This window comes from Kitasatospora sp. NPDC051853 (genome assembly GCF_044452665.1).
Classification (GTDB): Bacteria; Actinomycetota; Actinomycetes; order Streptomycetales; family Streptomycetaceae; genus Kitasatospora.
In genome coordinates this window covers 851,010-877,400 of record NZ_JBITBY010000002.1, presented here as the reverse complement: position 1 = coordinate 877,400, position 26,391 = coordinate 851,010, and the positions used below count along the sequence as shown (strand labels likewise).

The following is a 26,391-nucleotide window of genomic DNA, read 5'->3' as shown; positions in this document are numbered from 1 at the left end:
CCGTTCATGGATGAGCAGGACAGACCGGCCGAGGGCTGCCTGGCCGCCGCGGTGCGGATACCCGCGCGGGCCGTCGCCTTCGCGGTGGTGCTCCCGGTGCGCTTCGTCTGGGAGCTGCTGGTGCTGGCCCGGCGCGCGGCCTCGCGCGTGCTGGCCCGGGCCGGCCTGGCGGTCTACGCCTACCTGCTCGTCCCGGTCGGGCGCGCGCTCGGCTGGACGGGCAAGGCGCTGTACGCGTACCTGCTGACGCCGGTCGGACGGGCCGTGGCGGCCGTACTGCGGGTGCTGTGGCGCGGGCTGGTGGCGGTCGGCCGCGCGGTGGCGTGGACCGTCGAGGCGGTGACCGAGCACCTGCTGCGCCCGTTCGCGCGCGCCGTGGAGCGCTGCCTGACGGCGGCGGGCCGGGCACTCGGTTGGCTGGTCGGGACGCTGGTCCTGCGCCCGCTGGTGTGGTTCGGCACACAGGTACTGGCACCGGTCGGGCGCGCCTTGTTCGCCGCCGTGGTCACGGTCGGCGCCGTGCTGATCCTGACCGGGCGCGGCCTGATGGCTCTGGCCCGGTGGCTCTGGCGGACCCTGCTGGTCCGGCCGGGCGGCTGGGTCGGCCGCCGGGTGCTCCGCCCGTCCGGGCGCGGGCTGGCGGTGGCGCTGTTCGCGCTCGGCGCCGCGCTGGTCGCGGTCGGCCGGGGGCTGGTCTGGCTCGGACGCAACGGCGTGCTGCTGCCGCTGGCCTGGCTGCTGCGCTGGGGCGTGGTGGTTCCGCTGGAGTGGTTCGGTACCTGGGTGCTGGTTCCGGTCGGCCGCGCCCTGCGGGCCGGGGCGGTGCTGTTCGGCCGGGGTGTGTGGTCCGGACTGTCGCTGCTCGGCCGCGGGCTGGCCTGGGCGGGGCGGACCCTGGTGGCGGCCCCGCTGCGGTGGCTCTGGCGGTCGGTGCTCACGCCGCTCTGGTACGGGCTGGTCGAGGTGCTGTTCGCCTGCGTGCGCGGGCTGGTCCGGCTGCTCCGGGGTCTGCTCACGGTCCTGACCGTCCTCGGCCGCGCCGTCGGCGTACTGCTGCGGTACCTGCTGGTGATCCCGCTCGCCTGGCTCTGGCGGGTGCTGCTGCGGCCGGTGCTCCGGACGGTCGGTCAGGTCCTCCGCTGGGCCTGGCGGTTGGCCGGGCGGCTGTGGCGCTGGGCGGTGGTGCGGCCCTGCCGCTGGGCGCGCCGGGACGTCTGGTGGCCCGTCAAGGACGAGCTCAAGCGGGCCTGGTCCTCCGTCCGGGAGGCGGCCCGGGAGGCCAGGCGGGCACTGGTGGGCGGCACAGGCCGTACCCTTGACGCTGACAGAAGTCCGGCCGGAGCCCATCACGCGAGCGGCCGGCCCGACCCACTGACTAAGGACTGAGCGCCCTGGCACGCCGCACGCCCGACGGTCCGCCGCCCGCGCCGACGGTGCAGCGCATCCGTCTCCGCTACACCAAGCGCGGCCGTCTGCGCTTCACCAGCCACCGTGACTTCCAGCGGGCGTTCGAGCGCGCGCTCCGCCGTTCGGCGGTCCCGATGGCCTATTCGGCGGGGTTCACCCCGCACCCGAAGGTCTCGTACGCCAACGCCGCCCCGACCGGGGTGGCCAGCGAGGCCGAGTACCTGGAGATCGGCCTCGCCGAGGTCCGCGACCCGGAGGCGCTGCGCGCGCAGCTCGACGAGTCGCTGCCGCCCGGCCTGGACGTGATCGACGCCGTCGAGGTGCGCACGCCGCACTTCGTGGAGCGCCTGGAGGCCTCCGAGTGGCAGGTCCGGCTGGACCGGGTCACCGAGGAGGAGGCGGCCCGCGCGATCGCGCTGTTCCTGGCCGAGGAGCAGGTGGAGGTCGAACGCCAGACGAAGAACGGCATCCGGGTCTTCGACGCGCGCGGCGCGGTGGCGGCGCTGGAACTCCTTGCGCCGCAGGTGGGCGACGGTAACAACACCGGTACGGACGGTACGCGCGATGTTCGTACCGCCGGACCCTGTGCGATACTGCGCCTGGTAGTACGACACGCCACACCCGCCGTACGACCCGACGACGTTCTGTCCGGTCTCCGTGCGACGGCCGACCTGGCGCCGCCGGTCCCCGCTGAGGTGACCAGGCTGGCGCAGGGGCCGCTCGACGCAGAGACCGGCACGGTGACCGACCCGCTGGCGCTCGACCGCGCCGCGGCCCCGGCCGGCTAGAGGCCGCCGGGCCGCGCGCACCTGCGTCCGCCTGGCGGGAGGAGGGCAGGCCCGGCTTCCGGGCCTTGCCGCTCCGGGCCGCCCGGCTCCCCAGGGGAGCGGGCGTCGACGCAGGCCAGCCCCTTGTGGCCCGCCACCCCGGATGGGTGGTGGGCCCGAGGCCCCTCCGGCAGCCATCCGGGACGGGGGACCGGCGCAGGCCGGACAACCACAGAAGACTGGTCGGTACCAGAAGACTTTCGACACCCCGCACCGTGCGGGGCGCCGAGCGAGACTACGAGCCCCTGTGCGGCCTCGCGTCCGCACGGCGACGCCCAGGCGGTCTGGCCCGCGAACCCGCGGCCCGGCCGGCCCGGCGGCGTCGCGACGTGCCCGGATGCGGAGCCCGGGGGCCTGACGGGAGATCCACCCGCATGCTCGATAACGAGAACAGCGAACAGCAGGGCGCACCCGAGACCGACGCGGCCCCGCCGCGCCGTCGTCGCCGCGCCGTGTCCCGCCCGGCCGGCACCCCGCAGGGCGCGGCCGTCGAGGCCGCCGAGACGGTGCTGCCGGCCGAGACGCACGAGGCTCCGGCCGAGGCCCCCGCGGCCGAGCCGGCCGCCGAGGCCAAGCCGGTCCGGGCCCGCCGCACCCGCAAGCGCGCCGAGTCCCCGGCCGGTGCGCCGGAGGCCACCGCGGTGGTCACCACCGAGCCGGCCGCCGCGGAGGCCCCGGCCGAGACCCCGGCCGCCGAGCCGGTGGCGGAGGAGAAGCCCAAGGCCCGCCGCACCCGCAAGCGCGCCGAGGCCAAGCCCGCCGCCGAGCCGCTGACCGCCGAGGCCGTCGTGGCCGCGGGTCCGGCCGCCGTCGAGGCCCCGGCCGAGGCCCCCGCGGCCGAGCCGGTGGCCGAGGAGCCCGCCGCCCCGGCCCGCCGCACCCGCCGCCGCCGTGTGGTCGAGCCCGCCCCGGTGGTCGAGGAGACCGTCGTGGAGCCGGTCGCCGAGGAGACCCCGGAGGAGGAGCCGGAGGCGGTCGAGGAGACCGTCGCCGAGGAGCCGGCCGCCGCCGCGCCGCAGCCGGTGGTCGAGGACGCCGCCCCGCCGCGCGCCCGCCGCCGCGCGGTCCGCCCGTCCACCGCGATCTTCCAGGCCCCGGTCTTCCAGGAGCCCGCCCCCTACGTCGCCCCGGAGAAGCCCGCGGCCGTCGCCGCCGTGGCCCCGGTCGCGCAGGCCGAGCCGGTCGTCGTCGCTCCGGTCACCGAGGAGGACGAGTACGAGTACAGCGGCGTCGGCCGCCGCCGCCGCGACCGCCGTGCGGTCCGCGTGCAGACCCAGCCGCGCCGGGAGCAGGCCCGTTCGGAGCCGGTGCGCCAGGAGACGGTCCGTCAGGAGCCGGTCCGGGCCGAGGCCCCGGCCGAGGAGGAGCCCGCCGAGCTGACGGCGCCCCAGGAGCAGCAGCAGGACGAGTGGGAGGACGACCGTCCGTCCCGCCGCCGCCGTCGCGGTGGCCGTCGCCGCCGCCGTGGCGAGGCCGAGGAGCCGGAGGCCACCGAGCAGCAGGAGGAGGTGCCGGCCGCCGAGGAGGAGGCCGACGCCGAGGCCGAGGGTGACGACGAGGACGAGCTGGCCGGTGGCCTGGCCTCCTCGCGCCGCCGTCGTCGCCGTCGCCGCCGCAGCGGTGAGGCCGGTGCCGAGCCGGCCGCCGAGACCACCGAGGACGGCGTCCGCACCGTGGTGAAGGTGCGCGAGCCGCGCCGCCGCTCCGCCGAGCCGTCGTTCGACCCGGACGAGGTGCAGTCCATCAAGGGCTCCACCCGTCTGGAGGCCAAGAAGCAGCGCCGCCGCGAGGGCCGCGAGCTGGGCCGCCGCCGGGTGCCGATCATCACCGAGGCCGAGTTCCTGGCCCGCCGCGAGTCGGTCGAGCGGGTCATGGTGGTCCGTCAGAACGGCCAGCGCACCCAGATCGGCGTCCTCGAGGACAACGTGCTCGTCGAGCACTACGTCAACAAGGAGCAGGCCACCTCGTACGTCGGCAACGTCTACCTGGGCAAGGTCCAGAACGTGCTGCCGTCGATGGAGGCCGCCTTCGTCGACATCGGCAAGGGCCGCAACGCGGTGCTCTACGCCGGTGAGGTCAACTTCGGCGCGCTCGGCCACGGCGGCCCGCGCCGGATCGAGTCGGTGCTGAAGTCCGGCCAGTCCGTGCTGGTGCAGGTCTCCAAGGACCCGATCGGCCACAAGGGCGCCCGCCTGACCAGCCAGATCTCGCTGCCCGGCCGCTACCTGGTCTACGTGCCCGAGGGCTCGATGACCGGCATCTCCCGCAAGCTGCCGGAGAACGAGCGCGCCCGCCTGAAGCAGATCCTCAAGAAGATCGTCCCGGACGACGCGGGCGTCATCGTGCGCACCGCCGCCGAGGGCGCCAGCGAGGACGAGCTGACCCGCGACGTGCAGCGCCTGCAGGCGCAGTGGGAGGAGATCCAGAAGAAGGCCGCCTCCGGCAACGCCCCGGCGCTGCTCTACGGCGAGCCGGACATGACCGTCCGGGTCGTCCGCGACATCTTCAACGAGGACTTCACCAAGGTCATCGTCTCGGGTGCCGAGGCCTGGAGCACCATCCACGAGTACGTCTCCAACGTGGCGCCGGACCTGACGGACCGTCTGCAGCGGTGGACCTCCGACGTGGACGTGTTCGCCACCTACCGGATCGACGAGCAGCTGATGAAGGCGCTGGACCGCAAGGTCTGGCTGCCCAGCGGCGGTTCGCTGGTGATCGACCGGACCGAGGCGATGGTCGTGGTCGACGTCAACACCGGCAAGTTCGTCGGCCAGGGCGGCAACCTCGAGGAGACCGTCACCCGGAACAACATCGAGGCGGCCGAGGAGATCGTCCGTCAGCTCCGGCTGCGCGACCTCGGCGGCATCATCGTGATCGACTTCATCGACATGGTGCTGGAGTCCAACCGCGACCTGGTGCTGCGCCGCCTGCTGGAGTGCCTGGGCCGGGACCGGACCAAGCACCAGGTGGCCGAGGTCACCTCGCTCGGCCTGGTGCAGATGACCCGCAAGCGGGTCGGCCAGGGCCTGCTGGAGTCCTTCTCCGAGCCCTGCGTGCACTGCAACGGGCGCGGCGTCATCGTGCACATGGAGCAGCCCACCTCCCAGGGTGGCGGCGGTGGCCCGGTCGGCACGGCCGGCGAGGCCGCCTCGGGCGGCTCGAAGCGCCGTCGCCGGGGCAAGGGCGGCGCCGCGGCCGAGGAGCCGCAGGCGGTCGGCCACGACCACGACCACGACCACGAGCACGACGACCTCGAGATCGTCTCCGGCGAGGAGACCGCGGTCGAGGAGCCGGTGATCGTGACGCTCCGCGAGGAGCCGCTGGTCACCCTCCGCGAGGAGCCGGCCGTCGAGGCCGCCGCCGAGCCCGAGGCCGCCCCGGCGGTCGACCTGGTGGAGATCCCGGCCGCCCCGGCCGCTCCGGCCGGGCGCACCCGCCGCCGGGCCGTCCGGAAGGCGACCGCTCCGGCGGGCACCCCGGCCGGTGCCGAGATCGTGGTGCTGCAGGCCCGCGCCGAGGCCGCCATGGAGGCCGCGCTGTCGGCCGCCGAGGCGCCCGCCGTCGAGGTGGCGGAGCCGGTGGCCGAGGTCGTCGAGCCCGTCGAGGTCGTCGAGGTCGTCGCCGAGGCGCCGGCCGAGGAGGCCCCCGCCGCCGTGACCGAGGAGGCTCCCGCCGAGGGGACCACCGAGGCCCCGGCCGAGGAGGAGGCTCCGGCGCCGAAGAAGCGCGCGGCCCGCAAGACCGCCGCGAAGAAGGCCACGGCCACCAAGAAGACCGCTGCGGCGAAGACCACCGCCGCGGCCAAGAAGACCACCGCCCGCAAGACCGCCACCAAGCGGACCAGCGCGGCGGCCAAGAAGGCAGCGGCCGCCGAGGGTGATTCGGCGGCCGAGTAAGCCCTGGTGCCGGGGCGGTCGGTTCCGACCGCCCCGGCCCGGTAGGGGCCGGTTTGCCCAAGCGGTGGGCCGTCCGTATTCTTGACCCTCGGCGTGTCTACGCCACGCTCCCGAGCACATCACCTCCCGGGCTCCGGTCCGGGGGAGGCGCCTGTGTCCGTACCCAGGTGCTGGCATCGAGAGTTTCCGACCGAGTTAGAAATGGGGTACCGCATGTACGCGATCGTTCGCGCAGGCGGCCGCCAGCACAAGGTCGCCGTCGGCGACGTGCTGGAGATTGACCGTGTTGACGCCAAGCCGGGTGACTCGGTGGAGCTCTCGACCATCCTGGTCGTCGACGGTGACGCCGTCACCTCCGACCCGTGGGTGCTCGCCGGCGTGAAGGCTCACGCCGAGGTGGTCGACCAGACCAAGGGCGAGAAGATCGTCATCCTGCGCTACAAGAACAAGACCGGTTACCGTCGCCGCCAGGGTCACCGCCAGCAGCACACCGCTGTGCGGATCACCAGCATCGACTCCGTCAGCAAGTAAGGGGATAGCGAGAGATGGCACACAAGAAGGGCGCAAGCTCTACCCGCAACGGCCGTGACTCGAACGCCCAGCGCCTCGGCGTCAAGCGCTTCGGCGGCCAGGTCGTCAGCGCCGGCGAGATCCTCGTCCGCCAGCGCGGCACCCACTTCCACCCGGGTGCGGGCGTCGGTCGCGGTGGCGACGACACCCTGTTCGCGCTGACCGCCGGTGCGGTCCAGTTCGGCAACCGTCGCGGCCGCAAGGTCGTCAACATCGTGGCCGTTGAGGCCTGAATCTGACGTCACGTCGGATTCCGTGGAGGGTGGACCGGAATTATCCGGTCCACCCTCCATGCTTTGAAGCAGACAACTGTTTTTCCCCATAGCTGGAGGCACACCTCATGACCACCTTCGTGGACCGCGTCGAACTGCACGTCGCCGCGGGTAACGGAGGCCACGGCTGCGCCTCCGTGCACCGGGAGAAGTTCAAGCCCCTCGGCGGACCCGACGGCGGGAACGGCGGTGAGGGCGGCAGCGTCATCCTGACGGTCGACGCCCAGGTCACCACCCTGCTCGAGTACCACCACTCGCCCAAGCGCAAGGCCACCAACGGCAAGCCCGGCGCGGGCGGCCACCGGACCGGCGCCACCGGCGACGACCTGGTGCTGCTGGTGCCGGACGGCACCGTGGTGATGGACAAGAAGGGCAACGTGCTGGCCGACCTGGTCGGCCACGGCACCAGCTTCGTCGCCGCCCAGGGCGGCCGCGGCGGCCTCGGCAACGCGGCGCTCGCCTCGTCCCGCCGCAAGGCGCCCGGCTTCGCGCTGCTCGGCGAGCCCGGCGACGCCCGCGACATCGTGATGGAGCTCAAGTCCGTCGCCGACGTCGCGCTGGTCGGCTACCCGAGCGCGGGCAAGTCCTCGCTGATCGCGGTGCTCTCGGCGGCCCGCCCGAAGATCGCGGACTACCCGTTCACCACCCTGGTCCCCAACCTCGGCGTGGTCACCGCCGGCGAGACGGTCTACACCGTCGCCGACGTCCCCGGCCTGATCCCCGGCGCCAGCCAGGGCCGCGGCCTGGGCCTGGAGTTCCTGCGCCACGTGGAGCGCTGCTCGGTCCTGGTGCACGTGCTGGACTGCGCCACCCTGGAGCCCGGCCGGGACCCGCTCACCGACCTGGAGACCATCGAGGAGGAGCTGGCCCAGTACGGCGGTCTGGAGGACCGCCCGCGCCTGGTCGCCCTCAACAAGACCGACGTGCCGGACGGCCAGGACATCGCCGACCTCACCCGGGCCTCCCTGGAGGAGCGCGGCTACCGCGTCTTCGAGGTCTCCGCCGCCTCCCGCAAGGGCCTGCGCGAGCTGAGCTTCGCGATGGCCCAGATCGTCTCCGAGGCCCGCGCGGCCAAGCCGGTCGAGGAGGCCACCCGGATCGTGATCCGCCCGGTCGCGGTCGACGACGCCGGCTTCACCGTCGAGGAGGAGGACGGCGCCTACCGCGTGCGCGGCTCCAAGCCCGAGCGCTGGGTCCGCCAGACCGACTTCACCAACGACGAGGCCGTCGGCTACCTGGCCGACCGCCTGGCCCGCCTCGGCGTCGAGGACCGGCTCTGGAAGGTCGGCGCCCAGGAGGGCGACACCGTCATCATCGGGCCCGACGAGAACGCCGTGGTCTTCGACTGGGAGCCCACCATGGCCGCCGGCGCCGAGATGCTCGGCCGCCGCGGCGAGGACCACCGGATGGAGACCCAGCGTCCGGCCGTGGACCGCCGCCGGGCCAAGCAGAAGGGCCGGGACGCGGCGGAGGAGGAGTACCTCGCCTTCGAGGCGCTCTCCAGCAACCGCCCGGAGCTGGACTCGGACGAGGACTGACCGACCGTCAGCCCCCGCACGCGCACGTCCCACAGGGTGACATCGCGTGCGGGGGCCGCGTCGTGATCGCGTAGATTACGCTCCGTCGAACCACGTGCGGAGGGCAGCCAGATGACGGACCGGACACTGCGTCAGGAAGTGCTCACCGCACGCAGGATCGTCGTCAAGGTCGGCTCCTCCTCGCTCACCACCGCGGCCGGCGGCCTGGACGCCGACCGGGTGGACGCCCTGGTGGACGCCCTCGCCAAGGTCCGCACCCGGCCCGACGCCCCCGAGATCGTGCTGGTCTCCTCCGGCGCCATCGCGGCCGGCCTGGCCCCGCTCGGCCTGGAGAAGCGCCCCAAGGACCTGGCCCGCCAGCAGGCCGCCGCCAGCGTCGGCCAGGGCCTCCTGGTGGCCCGCTACACCGCCTCCTTCGCCCGCTACGGCCTGCGGGTCGGCCAGGTGCTGCTGACCGCCGAGGACGCCAGCCGCCGGGCCCACTACCGCAACGCCTACCGCACCCTCGACCAGCTGCTGGCGATGGGCGCGATGCCGATCGTCAACGAGAACGACACCGTTGCCACCGCCGAGATCAAGTTCGGCGACAACGACCGCCTCGCCGCCCTGGTCGCCCACCTGGTCCGGGCCGACCTGCTGGTCCTGCTCTCCGACGTGGACGGCCTCTACGACGGCGACCCCAGCAAGCCCGGCACCAGCCGGATCGAGCAGGTGGCCGGCCCCGAGGACCTGGCCGGCATCGAGATCGGCAGCGCCGGCAAGGCCGGCGTCGGCACCGGCGGCATGGTCACCAAGGTCGAGGCCGCCCGGATCGCCACCGGCGCCGGCATCCCCGTCGTCCTCACCGCCGCCCGGCACGCCGCCGACGCCCTGGCGGGCCGTCAGACCGGCACCCTCTTCCTGCGCACCGGCAGCCGCTCCGCCGACCGCCTGCTCTGGCTGGAACACGCCTCCACCCCGCGCGGCGCCCTCCAGCTCGACCCCGGCGCGGTCGAGGCCGTGGTCTCCGGCGGCAAGTCCCTGTTGCCCGCCGGCGTCACCCGGGTGGACGGGGAGTTCTCCGCGGGTGATCCGGTGGACCTTCTTGGCGAAAACGGCCACATCGTCGCCCGTGGACTGGTCAACTTTGATGCGAGGGAGTTGCCCCGTCTGCTCGGCCGCTCCACCAAGGAGCTGGCCCAGGAGCTCGGTGCCGCGTACGAACGCGAGGTCATCCACCGGGACGACCTGGTCATCCTGCGTGGCTGACGGGCCGTGCCCGGGGGCCGCAGCGGCGGCCGTGACACGACGTCGCCGAACAGGAGGCCGCCGGTGGGACGGAGACTGACCAGCATCGACGGCGGGGCCGGGGAGAGCGGGAGCGACGCGACCGCACGGGTGGCCGAGCAGCGTTCGCCCGTGCGGCGCCTGCGGCCCGGCGCGGCCGAGCGCGTCGAGGAGCCGGAGCAGCCGGAGGCCCGGCTCTGGCACATCGTGCTCAGCGTCGCCGGACAGGTCACCCCGCTCGCCGAACTCCGCACCGGGCTGGAGAAGCTGGCGCACGACCACTCCTTCTTCCTGACGGCCCGCTACGCGGCGGACCACGCGGAGATCCGCTACTGGGAGCAGGCCCGCGACCTCCACGACGCGGCGGCCATCGCGCTCCGCCTCTGGGGCGAGCACAAGAGCACCGCCAACCTCCCGCCCTGGGAGATCGTCGGCCTCGAGGTGATCGACCGCCCCACCTACCAGAAACGCATCGCCGAAGGCTTCGGCGGGCCCCCGCCCCACCTCGGCGGCGTCCACCCCTGGTAGTGGCCACACCTCTGGGGGCGCGAGGAACTGCGCGAGTCGGAAGGCGGCTCACCTGCACCTGAGGGCAGGTCAGCCGGTTGCACGTGCTGCCGTTCCCCAGCGCGCAGTTCCCCGCGCCCCTGCGGGGCGCAACCCGGCGCGCCCCGGGCGTCCCCGTCTCACCGCTCGAAAGGTGGGCGGCCCCGGGGACGGCAGTCGCTACCCTTGCGCCATGACCAGCGACCTGACCACCAGCCCCGTCCTCGCCGTCGCGCGCCGTGCACGTGAGGCGGCCGCCGTCCTCGCCCCACTGCCGCGCCGCGCCAAGGACGCCGCGCTGCTGGCGATCGCCGACGCCCTGACCGCCCGCAGCGCCGAGATCACCGCGGCCAACGCGGAGGACGTGGCCCGCGCCCGCGAGGCCGGTACCGCCGAGTCCGTGATCGACCGCCTCACCCTCACCGACGAGCGGATCGCCGCCATCGCCGCCGACGTGCGCAGCGTGGTCGGCCTGCCGGACCCGGTCGGCGAGGTGGTGCGCGGCTACACCCTCCCCAACGGTCTGGACGTCCGTCAGGTCCGGGTCCCGCTCGGGGTGGTGGGCATCATCTACGAGGCCCGCCCGAACGTCACGGTGGACGCCGCCGCCCTGTGCCTGAAGTCCGGCAACGCGGTGCTGCTGCGCGGCTCGGCCTCCGCCTACCGTTCCAACACCGCCCTCACCGAGGTCCTGCGGGACGCCGTCGAGTCGGCCGGCCTGCCCGCCGACGTGATCCAGCTGGTGCCGGGGGAGAGCCGGGACTCGGTGCAGGAGCTGATGCGGGCCCGCGGTCTGGTGGACGTGCTGATCCCGCGCGGCGGCGCCTCGCTGATCCGCACCGTGGTGGAGGGCTCCACCGTCCCGGTGATCGAGACCGGCACCGGCAACTGCCACGTCTACGTGGACGCCGAGACGGACCTGGCGATGGCGGTCGGCATCCTGCTCAACTCCAAGACCCAGCGGGTCAGCGTCTGCAACACCGCCGAGACCCTGCTGGTCCACCGCGACGTGGCGGACGCCTTCCTGCCGCTGGCGCTGGCCGCCCTCGCCGAGGCGGGCGTCACCGTGCACGGCGACGACGCGGTGCTGAAGGCCGCCGAGGGGACCGCGGTGACGGCGGTGCCGGCCACCGAGGAGGACTGGGAGACGGAGTACCTCTCCTACGACATCGCGGCGGCCGTGGTGGACTCGCTGGACGCGGCGGTGGCGCACATCCGGCGCTGGTCGTCCGGCCACACCGAGGCGATCGTGACCACCTCGCAGGCGGCGGCCCGCCGGTTCACCCAGCTGGTGGACTCCACCACGGTGGCGGTCAACGCGTCGACGCGGTTCACCGACGGGGGTGAGTTCGGTTTCGGCGCCGAGATCGGCATCTCGACCCAGAAGCTGCACGCGCGCGGCCCGATGGGGCTGCCGGAGCTGACCTCGACCAAGTACGTCGTCACCGGTGACGGGCACGTGCGGGGCGGGGCTACTCCGACCGTGGGCGGTGCCAACGGCTGACGTCGGGTCACGGACGGCCGCAGTGGTGGCCGTCCGTGACGCCCGAACTGCGAATAGCCACAGACAAATCCCCCGGCCGGTAATACATTGAAGCCATGGCCGAGAAGCAGGGGGACTCGCCGTACTCCGACGGCGCAGACCACGGTGGAGCGGACGAAGAGTTCGCCAGCGTGGTCCTCGACGAGGCATTCATCCGGTCAGCCGCTGTGCACGAGCCCAGCGCCGAGGAGCGGCAGCTGGCCGCGGCCGAGGCCAGGTTCGAGCCGGAGACGCTGACCCTGGGGCGCGGCTCCGAGCTGCCGGACGCCGGCGGGCTCCCGCTGGAGCTCCGGCCGCACCCGGCCGGCCTGGAGGACGACCGGCGCTACTGGGACCCGTGGGCGCCCCCGGGCCGCCCCGCCCGCCGCTCGCGCTGGCGGTCCGACGGCTTCGACCCCGGCCGGGCCGGGGCCGCCCGTTCGGTGGCCCAGCAGCGCTGGCACCGGCCGGTCGCCTGGGTGCTCGCGGTGGTGATGGGCGTCAGCGTGGTGGCCGTCGCGGTGGCCGCGATCTACCGGGGCACCGGTGGCGCGGAGGCACCGGCGGGCCGCCCGGAGACGGGCACCAGCAGCCCGTCCGACATCCCCGTTCCGGCCCCGCCGAGAGCGGTCTCGCTGACCGGCTGACACCGCCCGCGGGCCGCCCCGCCGGCGGCCGCGAAGAAGTTGTGCACAGCCTCTCGTGGCGCGCGAACGGCCGCTCTACCCTTGAATCATGGGTGACCCGCTCGAACCTCCGGAGGGTGTGCCCGACGGTGGTTCAGGTAACGAGGACGAGTACCGGTCCGTCGTCTTCGACGAATCGTTCGTCCGCGCTGCCCGGATCCAGGAGCTCTCGGCCCGGGAGCGGCTGGGCGGCGGGTACGGGCGGGCGGGGGTCCGCCGGCGGGGGCCGCTGGGCAGTCTCTCCCGCCAGGCGCTGGCCCTGATGCTGGTGATCGTGGTGGCCTTCGCGGCCGCGGTCTACTTCGGCCTCTCCACCCCGCAGCCCCGCTCCACCCAGCCGACCGGGAACCAACTGACCGTCAGTCTGGTGGCCCTGGTGCCGAGTTCGGCCGTCACCCCGGTGGCCGACCGGCAGGACCCGTTCGCCGGGCTCCCCGCCTCCTACCGGGACGGCACGGCCGGGCTGGCCGCCCCCGGCGGCTCGGCCACCGCGCACTTCACCAAGTCCGAGGTCTCCCGGGCGCTGGCCACGGTGGAGAAGTACCTGACCGTCTCGGCCCTCGACCCGGCGGTGCTGACCGGCCGCGGCGGCACCGAGGCGGTCCGCCGGCTGCTCACCCCGGGGGAGCAGGACCAGTTCGACCAGAGCCTGGCCACCCCCAGCGACGACCAGCACCACGCCGCGACCGGCTGGCTGGTCCGCTTCGACCCGGCCGCGGTGGCGCTGGCCACCGAGACGGTCAAGGTGGTCGGCGCGATGCGGGTGGACGAGGCGGACGCCGGGACGCTGGAGATCGGCACCGACCACACCTTCGTCTACGCGCTGCGGGCCGCCGACCAGCCGTCCGGCCCGGTCACCCTGCACACCGTCCGCCGGGCGCTCCGCTTCGAGCTGGACCGGGCCGACCTGGCCGCCTCCCGGGTCCGGGTGGTGGACTCGGTGCTGCAGGCCGGGCCGACCGCCTGCGGCACCCGGCTGGCGGCCGACCTCCAGCCGCTGCTCGGCGGCTCCGCCCCGCCGCCGGCCGTCGACCCGGGCGACCACGCCCGTCCGGCCTGGACGCTCTGCGCGCCGCTCAAGCAGTGACGGGCCCGGGGGCGGCACGCGCCCCCGGGCCCGCGGAGCTCACTCCCCGCCGGACCGCTCCGAACCGCCGGGGCGCTCCGATCCGCCGGAGGAGGCGGGCTTGCCGGTGAAGGTGTCCCGGAGCTTGCCGCCGACGGTGCCGACCCCGCCGGCCACGTCCCGCAGCAGGCCCATCAGCGGGTCCTTGCTCTCCTTGACCGACTTGGAGTACGACTCGGCGGCGGCCTTCCACTGCTCGCCGACCGAGGCGTCCGGGTCGTCGGCCCGGCGCGGGTAGGCCCCGGCCAGGATCGAGCGGTACTCGTCGCTCTCCGACCACTTCTTCAGCTGGGCGGCCCGCACCACCGCGAAGGGGTGGGTCTGCGGCAGCACCTGGAGCAGCTTGATGACGCCGTCCCGCAGGTCGCCCGCCTTCTCGTACTCCTCGGCCTGCTCCAGGAAGGCGTCCACGTTCATCTCGGCCAGGTGGTGGCCGCCGGCCAGCTTCATCAGCCCGCGCATCGAGGCCTGGAGGTCCTGACCGGCCAGCAGACCGGCCCGGTCGCAGGAGAGTTCGGCCTTGCGGAACCACTCCTTGAGCGCGGTGATCACCGCGGTGATGGCGAGGTTCCCGAGCGGGATCCAGGCGATCCGGGTGGCCACGTTGGTGAGGATCAGCAGCATGGTCCGGTAGACCGCGTGGCCGGACATCGCGTGCCCGACCTCGTGGCCGATCACGGCCCGCAGCTCCTCGGCGTCGAGCAGCTCGACCAGCCCGGTGGTGAGCACGATGATCGGGGTGTCCATCCCGATGCACATCGCGTTGACCGTCGGGTCCTGGGTCACGTACAGGTCCGGCACCTGGTCGAGGTCCAGCACGTAGGCCGCGTCCCGCACCATCGCGTGCAGCTCGGGGAACTGGCGCTCCGAGGCCTTCACCGCGGTGGCCAGGAACATCAGCCGGACGCTGCGCTCGGAGACCAGGCCGGCCAGCTTCCTCAGCACGTCGTCGAAGCCGGTGAGCCTGCGGAGCGCGACCAGGGCGGACCGGTCGGCCGGGTGCTCCCAGGCCCGGGTCGAGATCCCGGGGAAGCGCTCGCGGCGGCGGCCCGGCGCGTTGTCCTTGGTCATGTCGGTCATCTGCTGAGTACCTCCTGGGTCGTCGCCGGCACCGGCTTCCGCCCGGCCCCCGCTTGCTGTCGGTTCCAACGTCCGTCTGCGTGTACTCGTCCCCGTCGGCCACCCTACGCCGGGCCCGGCGTCCGTCCGTCGGCGTGAGCGGGTCTACCCTGAGGGTCGAGCCGTACGGACCGAGGAGAGACCCCGATGAACGCCGCCACCCTTGCCCAGCTGGCCGGACCGATCTCCGAGGAGCCGGGCCCGGGCCTCTTCCTGCGCATCGTGCTGGTGGCCAGCGTGGTCGGCGTCGGCCTGCTCGGCTGGGCGATCGCCCGGGCCAACCGGAACAGCTGACACCCCGTCCGCCCGGAACAGCTGACACCCCGTCCGCCGAGCCCCTGCCGAGGCGTCAGACGCGGTGGGGCGGCGAGCGGTTGCGCGGGGGCGCCCCGTACGATGGGCCGGTGGGCCGCCCCGGCCCGCGCGCCCTGGCCCTCACCGAGTCGAGAAGGTCCTGCCGACCATGACCCACACCGCACTTCCCCTCCTGACCCAGCTGGCCTCCGAGGGCGGCGAGGGTGGCAACCACGAGAGCCTGAGCCCGTACCTCACCGGTGGCGCGGGTCTGTTCATCCTGCTGCTCCTCCTCTTCATCACCACGCGCTTCAACCGCGACCGCTGAGCAGCGGCGTCGCGCACCGCGCGGCCGGGCGGGCTTGCCCGGCCGCGACGGGGTTCGCGTAAGGTGTGGCGGCATGGGACAGCAGGCCAAGGCCGCCGGTGAGCGGGCACGCAAGCGCCTCGGCGTGATGGGCGGCACCTTCGACCCGATCCACCACGGGCACCTGGTCGCCGCGAGTGAGGTGGCGAGCGCCTTCCACCTCGACGAGGTGGTCTTCGTGCCGACCGGGCAGCCGTGGCAGAAGAGCGACCGGCACGTCACCCCCGCTGAGGACCGCTACCTGATGACGGTCATCGCCACCGCCGAGAACCCGCAGTTCTCGGTCAGCCGGATCGACATCGACCGCGAGGGCCCCACCTACACCGTGGACACCCTGCGCGACCTGCGGGCCCAGCACCCGGACGCGGACCTGTTCTTCATCACCGGAGCCGACGCGCTGGCCCAGATCATCTCCTGGCGCTCCTCCGACGAGCTGTTCGAGCTCGCCCACTTCATCGGCTGCACCCGGCCCGGCCACATACTCTCCGACGCCGGTCTGCCGGCCGGCGGCGTCTCCCTGGTCGAGGTGCCCGCGCTGGCCATCTCCTCCACCGACTGCCGGGTGCGGGTCGCCAAGGGCGCACCGGTCTGGTACCTCGTCCCGGACGGCGTCGTCCGGTACATCCACAAGCGGGAGCTGTACGCGCGAGGGGGCACCCCGTGACGGGTGATCAGCAGCAGGGCGGCGGGCAGCAGGAGTGGTACCCGCAGGACCCGTACCAGCAGCAGCCGCAGGTCTACTACGACGCCTACGGCCAGCCGCAGTACGTCCAGCCGGAGCAGCAGCAGGCGTACGTCCAGGACCCGTACCAGCAGCAGTACTACCAGCAGCCGCAACAGCCCCAGCAGCCCCAGTACTACGACGGCTACGGGCAGCAGCAGTACGTCCAGCCGGAGCAGCAGCAGGCGTACGTCCAGGACCCGTACCAGCAGCAGCCCCAGCAGTACTACCAGCAGCCCCAGCAGCCGGTGGCCCCCGTCCAGCCGGTGGCCCCGCCGCCGGTGGTGCCGCAGCAGCCCGAGCCCGCGGTCGTGCCGCCGCCGGTCGCGCCCCGGCCGGCCGCGGCCGCCCGCCCGGCCGCGCCGAAGCCCGCGACGCCCAAGCCCGCCGGCCCCAAGGCGGACCGGGACTACCCGACCGGTGAGTTCACCTTCGTGGACGAGGAGGTGGACCAGGCCGAGGACGTCATCGACTGGCTGAAGTTCGCCGAGTCCCGCACCGAGCGCCGGGACGAGCGCCGCCGCAAGCTGCGCACCCGGGCGATCGGCGCCCTGCTGGTGCTGGCCCTGGCCGGCGGCGGCACGGCCGGCTACCTGTGGTGGAAGGGCGACCTCGGCGGCTCCAGCGCCGCGGCCAAGGCGGCCGGTGGCCGGACCGTGAACGTGCTCCACCTGAAGGACCGTCAGGGCAAGGTCTCCACCGCCCTGTTGGTCAACGACCAGTCCGGCCAGAAGGCCAGCGTGCTGCTGCTGCCGGACGTCCTCAAGCTGCCCAGCACCGGCGACTCCGCCACCGAGCCGCTCGGCAGGTCGATGGACGCGCTCGGCGCGGCCGCCACCCGCGAGGGCCTGGCCACCGTGCTCGGCGCCCCGGTCGCCGGGACGTGGCGCCTCGACACCCCGTACCTGGACCGGATGGTGGCCCAGCTCGGCTCCATCAAGGTGGACACCAACGCCGCGGTGAAGGACGCCGCCGGCAAGGAGCTGGCCCCGGCCGGGAAGAACGTCACGCTGAGCGGCCCGGCCGCCGTCGCGTACGCCACCTACCAGGCGCCCGGCGAGTCCACCGACGCCCAGCTGGCCCGTTTCGGCCAGGTCATGGACGCGGTGCTGAAGGTGATGCCGACCGAGCTGAAGGAGGCCCAGGACACCGTCCGCCGGGTCGGCTCGGTGCTCGACCCCTCGCTGCCCGAGGCCGCCCTCGGCGCGGTGCTGGCCCAGCTGGCCCAGCTCGACCAGAGCGGCAAGCTGACCGTCTCCACCCTCAAGGTGCAGCCCGACGGCACCCTGGACGAGGCCACCGCCGGTGCCCAGGTGAAGGAGGTGCTGGGCGGCACGGTCAGCAAGGCCAAGGCGGCCAACGCCACCACCCGGGTCAGCATCCTGAACGCCAGCGGCAGCGACGACGCCGCCACCACCGCCGCGATCCAGGTCACCAACGGCGGCCTGGAGGTGCTGCCGACCGGGGCCAAGGCGCCGGTCCAGCCGGTCAGCGAGATCCGCTACACCGACGACGCCAAGCAGGCCGCCGCCCAGTCGCTGGCCACCGCGCTGGGGTTCAAGGAGGACGCGGTGAAGAAGGTCACCGGCGCCCAGAACGCCGACGTGGTGATCGTGCTCGGCAAGGACTTCACGGCCCCCAAGCAGTAGCGGTCGCCCCGTCCTCGCTCCGCCCCCGGCCCATCCAGCCGGGGGCGGAGCCGGTTCGTGAGATCCTGGAAGGCGAATCCCAGACAGCCGACCGGAAGTACAACGTGACTGCCACCGAGCACAGCCAGAACCTGATCAACGTCGCCGCCCAGGCGGCCGCCGACAAGCTGGCCCACGACATCATCGCCTTCGACGTCAGCGAGGTGCTGTCGATCACCGACGCCTTCCTGATCGCCTCGGCCGCCAACGACCGCCAGGTGAAGTCCATCGCCGAGGAGATCGAGGACCAGCTGCGCGAGCAGCTGGACATCAAGCCGGTCCGCCGCGAGGGCGAGCGCGAGGGCCGCTGGATCCTGCTGGACTACCTGGACATCGTGGTGCACGTCCAGCACTCCGAGGAGCGCTCCTTCTACTCGCTGGACCGCCTCTGGAAGGACTGCCCCGAGCTCCCGATCCCGGCCGACGCGCTGGCCACCCGCAACCGCCCCGAGAGCGTGCTGACCGACCTGGCGGGCAACGCCACCGGCGAGGCCGAGGACGCCGTCGCCTCCGAGGACGAGAGCTGAGCGGCAAGGCGCGGGGCCCGCGCATCGTCTTCTGGCGGCACGGCCAGACCTCCTGGAACCTCGAGAACCGCTTCCAGGGCAGCACCGACATCGAGCTGACGGACCAGGGGATCTTCCAGGCGCAGCGGGCGGCCAGGCTGCTCGCCGGGCTCAAGCCCGACCTGCTGATCTCCTCCGACCTCAAGCGGGCCCGGCGCACCGCCGCCGAGCTGGCCAAGGTCACCGGTCTGACGGTGGACCACCACGAGGGCCTGCGGGAGACCTACGCGGGCGAGTGGCAGGGTCTGACGAACAGTGAGATCCGGGCGCGCTACCCGGAGGAGTACCAGGCCTGGGCGATGGGCGAGCCGGTCCGCCGCGGCGGCGGCGAGCTGAGCACCGAGGTGGCCGACCGGTCCGTCCCGGTGGTGCTGGCGGCGGTGGAGAAGCTGCCCGAGGACGGCACCCTGGTGGTGGTCAGCCACGGCGGCACCATCCGCACCATGCTCGGGCGGCTGCTCGAGCTGGAGCCGGCCCAGTGGGAGCGGTTCGGCGGGCTCTCCAACTGCTGCTGGTCGGTGCTCGGCCCGGGCGTGCGCGGCTGGCGCCTGCTGGAGCACAACGCGGGCACGCTGCCGCAGCCGGTCATCGGCGACGAGACCTGAGGCAGGGGCCCCGGACCGGGCCGGATTTCGCAGTTCCGGCCCTGACCAGCTAGAGTCTTCCTCGTTCGCAGGAAAGAACGCCGACCGGAAGGAAGGCGGGAAGTCCTCCGAGTGCGGGGCTGTAGCTCAGTTGGTAGAGCGCTTGCATGGCATGCAAGAGGTCCGGGGTTCAATTCCCCGTAGCTCCACTCCGCTTCGACGGACCGTCAGGTCCGTGCGGCACGCGGGGCTGTAGCTCAGTTGGTAGAGCGCTTGCATGGCATGCAAGAGGTCCGGAGTTCAATTCTCCGTAGCTCCACAGACAGTCGGAAGGCCGTCTCCCCCAGGGGAGGCGGCCTTCCGGCGTTCCCGGTGTTCCCGGCGCCCTCAGTGGTGGTGGTCGGTGGCGGGGGCGTCCGGGTGGGCGGCCAGCCACTCCAGGGCGGCCCGGTCCTGGGGCCGCTCCGGGGTGTAGACCGTCAGGTAGACCTCGGGCGCGCTCGGCATGGTCAGGTAGGAGGCCGAACCGCAGCTCCCCGACGGCCGCGTGCCGGAAGACCTTGAGGGCCGAGCGGGGCGGCGCCACCACCTGACGGGCCCACAGTTCGCGGAACTCCGGGCTGGCCGCCGCCAGGTCGCGGACGTACTCCTCCCAGACCGGCTCCCCGACGTGCCGTCCGTACGCGCCGCGCAGCACCCCGACCATCCGGGGCAGTTCGGTGTCCCGGTTCACGAAGGGGTTGCAGCAGGGCGGGACGGTGAAGGCGCACCACATGCTGTTCCGCCGCCCGCCCGGTGCGGCGGGGCGGGTCGCGCCGGGGAACAGCAGGTCGTACGCGGCGTTGTGCGCCAGCAGGTCGTAGCGGGTGTTGTTCACCGCGGCGGGCAGCGGGTCGAGCTGGTCCAGGATCTGCTGGGTCGCCGGGTCCAGGGAGGGCCGGGCCGGGTCGGTCCGCCGGACGGCGCTGAGGCCGGCCAGCCGGTAGAGGTGGTCGAGTTCGGTCCGGTCCAGCAGCAGGGTCCGGCCCACCGCGGCGAGCACCTGCTCGCTGGCGTTGATCGGCCGGCCCTGTTCGAGGGAACTGTTCACCGCTCCCGATACGGAGAAGCGACCCGTGCGCTCCCAGGCCAGCATGACCTCTGCACCCACCGTACCCGCCACCTTCCGCCCCGAGGCCCGCCTTGCGATCAGCCTGCGCCTGTCGCGTGCGGACGACGCTTCCACGTCGTTGGACGTCCAGCTCAAGGCATGCCAGACAGCCATTGAGCTTGCCGGGTACGACCCGTGCACGGCCAAGGTGTTCATCGACGACGGCGTGTCCGGCGCGGCCCCTCTTGATGACCGCGAAGGGCTGTCCGGCCTCATGGCATATCAGCCGACCCACGTGTGGGCATGGAAGCTCGACCGCTACAGCCGCTCCGTCCGGGAGTTCCTGCACCTGGTGGAGTGGGCAGAGACGCCCGGCAAGCGCGTCATCCTGGCAACGTCGGACGGCTCGCTGAACACGGGCACCCCCGGCGGGCGCCTGATCGCCCTCATCCTGGTGGCGCTGGCGGAGTGGGAGCGCCAGATGATGACGGAGCGCATCCTGGCCGCGCACCAGGAACGCCGGGAGCAGGGCCGGTGGATCTCCGGGACCGCGCCGTTCCCGTTCAAGACCGTACGGGAGCACCCGAAGGCCCCGGCATACCTGGACGCGGACAGTGCGATGGTGCCGCTGGTGATCAAGGCCGTCGGAGAGCTGCTGGCGGGCGGGACCCTGGCCAGCACGTCCAAGCCCCTGCCGATCGGCCGTCAGCAGTGGAAGAAGCTGTTGGAGGGGGTCACATTGCGCGGTTGGCGCAAGTACAAGGGCGAACTCGTTGTACGGGAGGACGGCGTCACCCCCGTGCAGTTCGCTCCGGAGGTACTGGATGCGACCACCTACGCGCGCGTGCGCCTGCGCTTGGACGAGCTGGCTCGGGGTGAGTACGCGCCCCGGTCGGCAGCGCCGTTCCTGGCCGGGTTCGTGGACTGCGTCCAGCGGTGCGCCTTCAATGGCAGCAAGTCCAACCGAGGCAAGCCGGTCTATCAGTGCGAGAACGGGCACGGGTCGATCATGGCGAGCATTGTCGAGCCTTTGGTGTCCATCGAGTTCCACACCCGCTTCGGCGCCGAGCAACTGGTGAAGGCCGTTCACACCGGCGGCATCGACCACTCGGGTGCCTTGGCCGATCTGGCGGCCTCGCAGGAGCGTGTGATCGCCGCGATTGCGAAGGTGCAGGGGCCCGCGCTGGACGGGCTGACCGCGAAGCTGGCTGAGATCACCGAGACCACGGCGCGGCTGACGGCCGAGCACGCCCCGGAAGTGACCACCACGTACGTGACGTTGGACTCGACCTTGTCCGACGCCTGGGAGGGCGCTGACGAGGCCACGCAGCGCCGCATGCTGGCAGAGAAGGGCCTGCGGGTGACGATCCTCCCGGCGAGCACTCCGGGCGACCGTGTGGTGATCGAGTGGGGTAAGCCACCCCGGCAGAGGAACAAGCTCACCCGCCCGGCCACCGTGGCTGAACGGCGTGCCCTGGTGAGCGCCTGACGGCCCGACAGCACGACGGCCCGGCCCTGGGAGAGTCCCGGGGCCGGGCCGTTTGGCGTCTCTAGGGGGTGCTGGTTGTGTTGAATGTAGGTTTTGTAGGTGATCCACGTAAAACACCTATACGCATAGGCTCTAACCCAGGTTCGGCGTCCCGTCCTACATTCAGCACGCCATGCCCCGAGTCGACCCGTTTCCCTTTCCGGCGAAGGGGCGTGTAGAAGTGTAGGTTTGCATCTGTTTCACGGTTAACGCCTACATATATAGGGCCTAAACAGATCCTGGGGTTCAAAGCTACACTTCTACACGCCTGACTGGCGCTCTACCTTCGCTCTCTCTGGATCCACGTAGGGACCATTTGCCGTGCGGGCCGTCTGTTGCCCCGGGCCTTGCGGGACGGAGAGCGCCCCATGTCTGAAATTCATGTCCGGATCAATCTCGCTCGGCAGCACATTGCGTTTCTCGGCGAGCTTGCCGCTTCCGCGCTGACGGCAGGGTGCCCCGAGCTGTCCGCCGAGTACCGGGAGAAGCGGACCGCCGAGGCCCTGGGCCTCCAGGGCGCCGTCACCCGGGCCTGCGCGGCCGGGGCACTGAGCGCCCAGGACGGCCGTCTGGCGCTGTCTGGCGTCACCAGCGTGGAGAGTGCTGATGTCTTCCACTGACCTGCCAGAGGCCCCGCAAGCGGCCACAGGGCCCCCGGTGGAGGGCGCCCTGGCTGAGACCCTGGCCGCCGGCGTTCCGGACGAGCTCACGGCCCTGCGCCAGCGGGTGGCCGAGCTGGAGCAGTACAAGGCGGAGCGCGACCGGGAGGACCTGATCACGGACCTGGCGCGCCGCACGCCGTACGTGACGCCGGAAATCCTGCGGGCATTCAAGGACCACCCCGCCGAGAACCTGGAAGAGCTGGCGCACACGCTCAGCGCCGCCATTCACGCCAGCAAGCCCACCGGGCTCGGAAGTGGCGGACTGACTCCCAGCGGACTGGCACCGGCAACGCAGTGGAGTTCCGCATTCAGCCGCGCCCGCGAGGAACGAAAGGCCGGACGCGGCAGCACGGCTTTCGTCGGTCACATTCAGCCGCCCACCCGCTAAGAGAAAACCGGAGACCGCACCTTAACCACTTCCACCACCACGCCCGGCGTTGCCGCATTCACCCCGGACGCGTACGCCGCCCTGATTGTCCAGCCCGTTCAGACGGGATCGGTCGCTTTCCAGGTCTCCACCAACCTGGCCACCCAGTCCACCCGGATGCACCTGCCCCTGGTGGTGGAGGACGCTGGGGCGGCCTGGGTGGACGAGGGTGGAGAGATCCCCGTCGATGACGCCGCCCTGGGGGAGGAGGTCGTCACGCCGTCCAAGGTCGCCGGGCTGTCCGTCGTCTCCTCCGAGCTGGCCGACGACAGCAACCCCGATGCCCAGGCCGTGGTCGGCAGTGGCCTGGCCCGCTCCATCGCCGCCAAGGTCGACGCTGCGTTCTTCGGCAACCTACCGGCACCGGCTCCCAAGGGGCTTGAGTCCCTGACCGGGGTCACCGTGATTCAGGCCGGGGCCAAGTTCACCAACATCGATCCGTTCCTCCAGGCCATCGCCCAGGCCGAGACGGTGGGCGCGACCCTGACCGCGTTCGTCGCCAACCCCACCGACGCGCTTGCCCTGGCCCTGCTCAAGCAGCAGACCGGCAGCAACGTCCCTCTTCTGGGCGCAGACCCCACCGCCCCTACCCGACGGCTGATCAGCGGCGTGCCGCTGTACGTCAGCCCGGCCGTGAAGGCCGGTACCGTCTGGGGCCTGCCGGACGACCGTGTGTTCACGATTTTGCGCCGTGACGTGAAGGTGGACGTTTCCTCGGATGCGTTCTTCACGTCCGACCGCGTCGCGGTCCGGGGCACCATGCGGGTCGGCTTCGGCTTCGCCCACCGCGCCGCCATCACCAAGATCACGCTCGCGGCCTGACGCCGGGCACCCTGGGGGGTAACCCCTCCAGCGGTTCCCCGGCCCCCGCAGGCGTATAGCAGTCCGCCCATTGCCAGCGCACCAGAAGCGTGCGCGTGCACAGATAACAGGAAGGGGGCGCCGTGCCCGACGGCCGCAACGCCGGGGTGCGCCTGGTGGAGTTGTTCCGCCAGGTGTGCGAGCCGGACGAGTTCGCCGAGGAGGCCCTGACCTTGGCCGGGGCCCACTTGGACCGGGCGGAGGACTGCGACGCCGCCGTGACCGCCCACGGCGTCCTGATCTCCGGTACCCGGGGAACACTGGTCGCCAATCCGGCCGTGGCGGAGGCCCGCCGGGAACGCGCGGCAGCATGGGCCATCGTCAAGACCGTCATGCCGGACCCTGAGCAGGTCCCTGACGGCCTGACAGGCCCGGACCGCTCTGCGGCAGCCAGGGCCATGGCACGGGCCCGCTGGGGGGTGCGCGGTGGCCCGGCGGCGTAGAGCCCGCCGGCTCGGCGCCGGTTCCCTGACGGACCGCCTGCACGCCCTGGTGGCCGCTGACAACCCGGACCAGGAGCACGTCCTGGACGTCCTCTCCGACCACCCGGAAGCCGACCGGCTGTTCAGTCACGACGCCCGCCTGTGGCTGGACGACGCGGGCCGCTACCGGCACCTCCGACCGGATGACGCGGTGTACTCCCGGTACCGCCTGCTGATCCTGGAACAGGCCCGCGCCGCCACCATCACCGACTGGGCCGCCCTGATAGTCCCGGCCGCCCGCCTGGTCGCGGACGGCTGGGCCCGCGCTCTTCCGGCCCTGTACGACGAGGAACACCGCACATTCGACCACGGCCCCTGGCGCTGGAACTGACGGAGACGACAACGGCCCCGTACCCTCCCCATCACGGGGTCGGTACGGGGCCGTTTCGGTGTTTGACGTGGCGTCAGACAGTGTCGAACTCGCCATCGGCAACGGCTGTCGCGAAGGCGGCCCAGGAGGCGGCCGGGAAGACGAGGGCAGGGCCGCTCGGGTCCTTGCTGTCGCGGACGGGAACGATGCCCCGGTCAGTGTGCAAGTTCATCGCAGGCTGGATGCACTGGCCACCGTTGTTGCTGTAGGTCGAGCTGCGGTAATCCGCGCCGCTTAGGTCGTAGCCGCCCATGGTGCTTCCTCCCGAACCTTGCTGATCATCTCCACAGAAGCGCCCTTCGACAGTGCTTCCACCTGTAGCTGATGGTAGTCGTTTTCCCAGGGGCGGACCGTGGCAGTTTCTCGGGCGAGGAGCCCCCGTTGCTGGGACTCCGTGTAACCCACCACCGACCTGTCTGACATGGTCAGAAGCGTGACGGCCATAGTGAAGGGCACATCCTCCCGGAGGCTGTACGGGGCGAGCTGGATCGTCATCTTTGGATGCTTGGCCAGCTCTTCGAGATAGGTGAGTTGGGCCGCGATTACCTTCGGGCCGCCGATCGGCCGCATGATGCAGCTCTCGTCAAGGACGGCGTACACCAGTGGTGGTGATGGCTGGTCGAGCAGACGTTGGCGAGCAGCGAGAAAGGCGACGCGTTCGTCTGCCTGGTCCTGGTTGATGCTTCCGCGCCGCACGGCCGCCTGTGCGAGAGCTCGCGCGTAGGCCGGAGTCTGCAACAGGCCTGGCACGATGCCGAGTTCAAAGATCCGGATCTCTGCCGCCTTGGCCTCTAGTGCGGCGTACTCGGGGAAGCCTTCAAGTAGCGCCGTCTGCTTGAGGCTCCACCACATCAACTCAAGCGTTCCCCCGGTCTCCAGAGCCTTGTCAGCAGCAGTCGCGAGTGCGAGAGGGGGATTCTTTGTAGCTCTTTCGACGCACGACAGGAACGTGTCGCTGTAGCCGATCAGCGCCCCTAGCTGTACCTGGGAAAGCCCGCCCGCTTCCCTTGACCTGCGAAGCTGCACCCCAAAGGCAGCGGCGGGGGATGACGATGGATCAAGTTCCGTACGGCGCACGCCCGATCGTCCTTTCGGATCTGAGTCCCCCCTATGGCAAGAGTCAAGTTCGGGGGACTACCGATGCTAGCCACCCACGCCGATGCTGGTAACAGAAAGCACCGAACCAGTGACGGGCCGCAGATGCCCGCCGGACGAAGGGGCGCAGCATGCACAGGCAGTGGACCGTGCCGGATCGGCGAAGCCTCCCTGGGTTTGACCAGCGCGCCGCCCCGGGTGACTTCATTCTGATGCGGGCGGAGTATCAGGCCGCCGGTCCGGTTCGGCAGCGCATGAGGTGCGCCGACCCCGAGGCCCAAGGCGTTGGGAGTGACCGGTGAACGTCCCCCCGCCGAGCCCGCCGAGCCCCGAGCCGCCCGGGTGCTTCACCTGTGTGTGGCTCGATGGTATCGAGCGGCAACAGGCCGAGGATGGAGCCCAAATCCACATGTCCCCGCAGAAGTTGGCGGATGCCCGTGCCCACACGTGTAATCCGGTCGAGCAGGGTGCGGCGCTGGAGTTGGCGGCAAGGATGGAGGCGGAAATGGCTGTTGTGTGGGAGCGGGCGCGGGAGGCCGCGAAGCGCCGGACGGCCCTGCGGCAGAAGCTCGACCAGCCCCGGCGGTCGGCGTGAGCCGCGTGACACTGCTCTCCGGCGTGCTGGCCCTCGGGATCGGTGCCGCTCCTGCCGGAGTCGCCCTCGGCCTCGCCATGGTGCAGCCGACCAGCGCGCGGAGTTGGGTGCTGTGCTTCGTGGCCCTGTCGCTGGCCATGATCGGTACCGCGTTCGGCCCTGACTGGGTGGAGGGGTGGCAGCGACGCCGACGGGCCCATGCCCGCGTCCGCGCCGCCCTGGCCCGGGGCGCCGAAGCCGGGCCGACCCCCTCCTGAACCCCCGTTCCGCGCGCTACATCTGGGTC

At 72.4% G+C, this 26,391-nt stretch carries 26 protein-coding genes, 2 tRNA genes and 2 pseudogenes; 26 read left to right on the top strand and 4 right to left on the bottom strand.

Annotated features, from left to right (window positions below; all coding sequences use genetic code 11):
• The first annotated feature begins 6 nt into the window (after positions 1-6).
• The 11 genes from ACIA8O_RS08700 (at position 7) to ACIA8O_RS08650 (ending at position 13,617) form a co-directional block, all read left to right on the top strand.
• Positions 7-1,386, top strand: coding sequence for a hypothetical protein (locus ACIA8O_RS08700; RefSeq protein ID WP_396292861.1), 1,380 nt, complete (start codon positions 7-9; stop codon positions 1,384-1,386).
• A gap of 47 nt (positions 1,387-1,433) precedes the next feature.
• Positions 1,434-2,195, top strand: coding sequence for a TIGR03936 family radical SAM-associated protein (locus tag ACIA8O_RS08695; RefSeq protein WP_396292860.1), 762 nt, complete (start codon positions 1,434-1,436; stop codon positions 2,193-2,195).
• 413 nt (positions 2,196-2,608) lie between these two features.
• Positions 2,609-6,130, top strand: coding sequence for a ribonuclease E/G (locus ACIA8O_RS08690; RefSeq protein ID WP_396292859.1), 3,522 nt, complete (start codon positions 2,609-2,611; stop codon positions 6,128-6,130).
• Between the two features lie 213 nt (positions 6,131-6,343).
• Complete coding sequence (rplU, locus tag ACIA8O_RS08685; protein ID WP_345282382.1) at positions 6,344-6,661, top strand: 50S ribosomal protein L21; 318 nt, start codon at positions 6,344-6,346, stop codon at positions 6,659-6,661.
• A 14-nt stretch (positions 6,662-6,675) separates the two neighbouring features.
• A complete protein-coding gene (gene rpmA / locus ACIA8O_RS08680) occupies positions 6,676-6,933 on the top strand; it encodes a 50S ribosomal protein L27 (RefSeq protein WP_030058248.1) in 258 nt (85 codons plus the stop codon).
• Between the two features lie 107 nt (positions 6,934-7,040).
• Entirely contained in the window at positions 7,041-8,510 is a 1,470-nt protein-coding gene (obgE, locus tag ACIA8O_RS08675) for a GTPase ObgE (RefSeq protein WP_396292858.1), read from the top strand.
• 111 nt (positions 8,511-8,621) lie between these two features.
• Positions 8,622-9,758 (top strand): glutamate 5-kinase, encoded by a 1,137-nt coding sequence (proB, locus tag ACIA8O_RS08670; RefSeq protein ID WP_396292857.1) that lies wholly within the window; start codon positions 8,622-8,624, stop codon positions 9,756-9,758.
• A 6-nt stretch (positions 9,759-9,764) separates the two neighbouring features.
• Positions 9,765-10,304 carry a hypothetical protein gene (locus tag ACIA8O_RS08665; protein ID WP_396292856.1) on the top strand — a complete coding sequence of 180 codons (540 nt, stop codon included), beginning with the start codon at positions 9,765-9,767 and terminating at the stop codon, positions 10,302-10,304.
• Positions 10,305-10,515: 211 nt separating this feature from the next.
• Positions 10,516-11,826, top strand: a complete 1,311-nt coding sequence (locus ACIA8O_RS08660; RefSeq protein WP_396292855.1) for a glutamate-5-semialdehyde dehydrogenase — start codon at positions 10,516-10,518, stop codon at positions 11,824-11,826.
• A gap of 95 nt (positions 11,827-11,921) precedes the next feature.
• Entirely contained in the window at positions 11,922-12,491 is a 570-nt protein-coding gene (locus ACIA8O_RS08655; RefSeq protein WP_396292854.1) for a hypothetical protein, read from the top strand.
• A gap of 88 nt (positions 12,492-12,579) precedes the next feature.
• Positions 12,580-13,617 (top strand): hypothetical protein, encoded by a 1,038-nt coding sequence (locus ACIA8O_RS08650; RefSeq protein ID WP_396292853.1) that lies wholly within the window; start codon positions 12,580-12,582, stop codon positions 13,615-13,617.
• Positions 13,618-13,656: 39 nt separating this feature from the next.
• Here ACIA8O_RS08650 and ACIA8O_RS08645 read toward each other — a convergent pair whose 3' ends face one another.
• Positions 13,657-14,736, bottom strand: a complete 1,080-nt coding sequence (locus ACIA8O_RS08645; RefSeq protein ID WP_396292851.1) for a M48 family metallopeptidase — start codon at positions 14,734-14,736, stop codon at positions 13,657-13,659.
• Between the two features lie 186 nt (positions 14,737-14,922).
• On the opposite strand from ACIA8O_RS08645, the gene ACIA8O_RS08640 reads away from it, so the two are divergent.
• The 8 genes from ACIA8O_RS08640 (at position 14,923) to ACIA8O_RS08605 (ending at position 19,314) form a co-directional block, all read left to right on the top strand.
• The gene (locus ACIA8O_RS08640) at positions 14,923-15,069 is read left to right on the top strand and encodes a hypothetical protein (RefSeq protein ID WP_396292850.1); all 147 of its coding nucleotides are present in this window, start codon (positions 14,923-14,925) and stop codon (positions 15,067-15,069) included.
• Positions 15,070-15,238: 169 nt separating this feature from the next.
• Complete coding sequence (locus tag ACIA8O_RS08635) at positions 15,239-15,397, top strand: hypothetical protein (RefSeq protein WP_396292849.1); 159 nt, start codon at positions 15,239-15,241, stop codon at positions 15,395-15,397.
• Positions 15,398-15,470: 73 nt separating this feature from the next.
• Positions 15,471-16,100, top strand: a complete 630-nt coding sequence (nadD, locus tag ACIA8O_RS08630; RefSeq protein WP_396292848.1) for a nicotinate-nucleotide adenylyltransferase — start codon at positions 15,471-15,473, stop codon at positions 16,098-16,100.
• Positions 16,097-17,806: a LytR C-terminal domain-containing protein gene (locus ACIA8O_RS08625; RefSeq protein ID WP_396292847.1), complete on the top strand. Its 1,710-nt coding sequence runs from the start codon at positions 16,097-16,099 to the stop codon at positions 17,804-17,806. The genes nadD and ACIA8O_RS08625 overlap by 4 nt, the downstream gene beginning before the upstream one ends.
• A 104-nt stretch (positions 17,807-17,910) precedes the next feature.
• Complete coding sequence (rsfS, locus tag ACIA8O_RS08620) at positions 17,911-18,372, top strand: ribosome silencing factor (RefSeq protein WP_396292846.1); 462 nt, start codon at positions 17,911-17,913, stop codon at positions 18,370-18,372.
• Complete coding sequence (locus tag ACIA8O_RS08615; RefSeq protein ID WP_396292957.1) at positions 18,369-19,016, top strand: histidine phosphatase family protein; 648 nt, start codon at positions 18,369-18,371, stop codon at positions 19,014-19,016. Before rsfS ends, ACIA8O_RS08615 begins: the two co-directional genes overlap by 4 nt.
• Before the next feature lie 115 nt (positions 19,017-19,131).
• Positions 19,132-19,204 (top strand) — tRNA-Ala (locus ACIA8O_RS08610).
• A 37-nt stretch (positions 19,205-19,241) separates the two neighbouring features.
• Positions 19,242-19,314 (top strand) — tRNA-Ala (locus tag ACIA8O_RS08605).
• A gap of 216 nt (positions 19,315-19,530) precedes the next feature.
• Here ACIA8O_RS08605 and ACIA8O_RS08600 read toward each other — a convergent pair.
• Positions 19,531-20,130 (bottom strand): annotated as a pseudogene (locus tag ACIA8O_RS08600) (transcriptional regulator); the annotation flags it as partial.
• Here ACIA8O_RS08600 and ACIA8O_RS08595 point away from each other — a divergent pair.
• The 6 genes and pseudogenes from ACIA8O_RS08595 to ACIA8O_RS08570 all read left to right on the top strand — a co-directional run bounded on the left by ACIA8O_RS08595 (position 20,111) and on the right by ACIA8O_RS08570 (position 24,376).
• Positions 20,111-21,574 carry a recombinase family protein gene (locus ACIA8O_RS08595; protein ID WP_396292845.1) on the top strand — a complete coding sequence of 488 codons (1,464 nt, stop codon included), beginning with the start codon at positions 20,111-20,113 and terminating at the stop codon, positions 21,572-21,574. The pseudogene ACIA8O_RS08600 and the gene ACIA8O_RS08595 sit on opposite strands and share 20 nt — an antisense overlap.
• Positions 21,575-21,981: 407 nt before the next feature.
• Complete coding sequence (locus ACIA8O_RS08590; protein WP_396292844.1) at positions 21,982-22,233, top strand: hypothetical protein; 252 nt, start codon at positions 21,982-21,984, stop codon at positions 22,231-22,233.
• The gene (locus tag ACIA8O_RS08585) at positions 22,220-22,663 is read left to right on the top strand and encodes a hypothetical protein (protein ID WP_396292843.1); all 444 of its coding nucleotides are present in this window, start codon (positions 22,220-22,222) and stop codon (positions 22,661-22,663) included. Before ACIA8O_RS08590 ends, ACIA8O_RS08585 begins: the two co-directional genes overlap by 14 nt.
• Before the next feature lie 27 nt (positions 22,664-22,690).
• A pseudogene (locus tag ACIA8O_RS08580) lies at positions 22,691-23,524 on the top strand (phage major capsid protein); the annotation flags it as partial.
• A gap of 122 nt (positions 23,525-23,646) precedes the next feature.
• Complete coding sequence (locus tag ACIA8O_RS08575; protein ID WP_396292842.1) at positions 23,647-24,006, top strand: hypothetical protein; 360 nt, start codon at positions 23,647-23,649, stop codon at positions 24,004-24,006.
• Positions 23,990-24,376, top strand: a complete 387-nt coding sequence (locus ACIA8O_RS08570; RefSeq protein WP_396292840.1) for a hypothetical protein — start codon at positions 23,990-23,992, stop codon at positions 24,374-24,376. Before ACIA8O_RS08575 ends, ACIA8O_RS08570 begins: the two co-directional genes overlap by 17 nt.
• A gap of 73 nt (positions 24,377-24,449) precedes the next feature.
• On the opposite strand, the gene ACIA8O_RS08565 is transcribed toward ACIA8O_RS08570, so the two are convergent.
• Both ACIA8O_RS08565 and ACIA8O_RS08560 read right to left on the bottom strand, forming a co-directional pair.
• Complete coding sequence (locus ACIA8O_RS08565; protein WP_396292839.1) at positions 24,450-24,668, bottom strand: DUF397 domain-containing protein; 219 nt, start codon at positions 24,666-24,668, stop codon at positions 24,450-24,452.
• Positions 24,650-25,492, bottom strand: coding sequence for a Scr1 family TA system antitoxin-like transcriptional regulator (locus ACIA8O_RS08560; protein ID WP_396292838.1), 843 nt, complete (start codon positions 25,490-25,492; stop codon positions 24,650-24,652). Before ACIA8O_RS08560 ends, ACIA8O_RS08565 begins: the two co-directional genes overlap by 19 nt.
• Before the next feature lie 609 nt (positions 25,493-26,101).
• Between ACIA8O_RS08560 and ACIA8O_RS08555 the strand changes: the two genes are divergently transcribed.
• Complete coding sequence (locus tag ACIA8O_RS08555) at positions 26,102-26,362, top strand: hypothetical protein (RefSeq protein ID WP_396292837.1); 261 nt, start codon at positions 26,102-26,104, stop codon at positions 26,360-26,362.
• The last annotated feature ends 29 nt before the right edge of the window (positions 26,363-26,391 follow it).

Coding starts and splice junctions, on each gene's coding strand:
- ACIA8O_RS08700 (WP_396292861.1), top strand. CDS start 7: ATGGATGAGCAGGACAGACCGGCCGAGGGCTGCCTGGCCGCCGCGGTG.
- ACIA8O_RS08690 (WP_396292859.1), top strand. CDS start 2,609: ATGCTCGATAACGAGAACAGCGAACAGCAGGGCGCACCCGAGACCGAC.
- rplU (WP_345282382.1), top strand. CDS start 6,344: ATGTACGCGATCGTTCGCGCAGGCGGCCGCCAGCACAAGGTCGCCGTC.
- rpmA (WP_030058248.1), top strand. CDS start 6,676: ATGGCACACAAGAAGGGCGCAAGCTCTACCCGCAACGGCCGTGACTCG.
- obgE (WP_396292858.1), top strand. CDS start 7,041: ATGACCACCTTCGTGGACCGCGTCGAACTGCACGTCGCCGCGGGTAAC.
- proB (WP_396292857.1), top strand. CDS start 8,622: ATGACGGACCGGACACTGCGTCAGGAAGTGCTCACCGCACGCAGGATC.
- ACIA8O_RS08660 (WP_396292855.1), top strand. CDS start 10,516: ATGACCAGCGACCTGACCACCAGCCCCGTCCTCGCCGTCGCGCGCCGT.
- ACIA8O_RS08655 (WP_396292854.1), top strand. CDS start 11,922: ATGGCCGAGAAGCAGGGGGACTCGCCGTACTCCGACGGCGCAGACCAC.
- ACIA8O_RS08650 (WP_396292853.1), top strand. CDS start 12,580: ATGGGTGACCCGCTCGAACCTCCGGAGGGTGTGCCCGACGGTGGTTCA.
- ACIA8O_RS08645 (WP_396292851.1), bottom strand. CDS start 14,736: ATGACCGACATGACCAAGGACAACGCGCCGGGCCGCCGCCGCGAGCGC.
- ACIA8O_RS08640 (WP_396292850.1), top strand. CDS start 14,923: ATGAACGCCGCCACCCTTGCCCAGCTGGCCGGACCGATCTCCGAGGAG.
- ACIA8O_RS08635 (WP_396292849.1), top strand. CDS start 15,239: ATGACCCACACCGCACTTCCCCTCCTGACCCAGCTGGCCTCCGAGGGC.
- nadD (WP_396292848.1), top strand. CDS start 15,471: ATGGGACAGCAGGCCAAGGCCGCCGGTGAGCGGGCACGCAAGCGCCTC.
- ACIA8O_RS08590 (WP_396292844.1), top strand. CDS start 21,982: ATGTCTGAAATTCATGTCCGGATCAATCTCGCTCGGCAGCACATTGCG.
- ACIA8O_RS08585 (WP_396292843.1), top strand. CDS start 22,220: ATGTCTTCCACTGACCTGCCAGAGGCCCCGCAAGCGGCCACAGGGCCC.
- ACIA8O_RS08565 (WP_396292839.1), bottom strand. CDS start 24,668: ATGGGCGGCTACGACCTAAGCGGCGCGGATTACCGCAGCTCGACCTAC.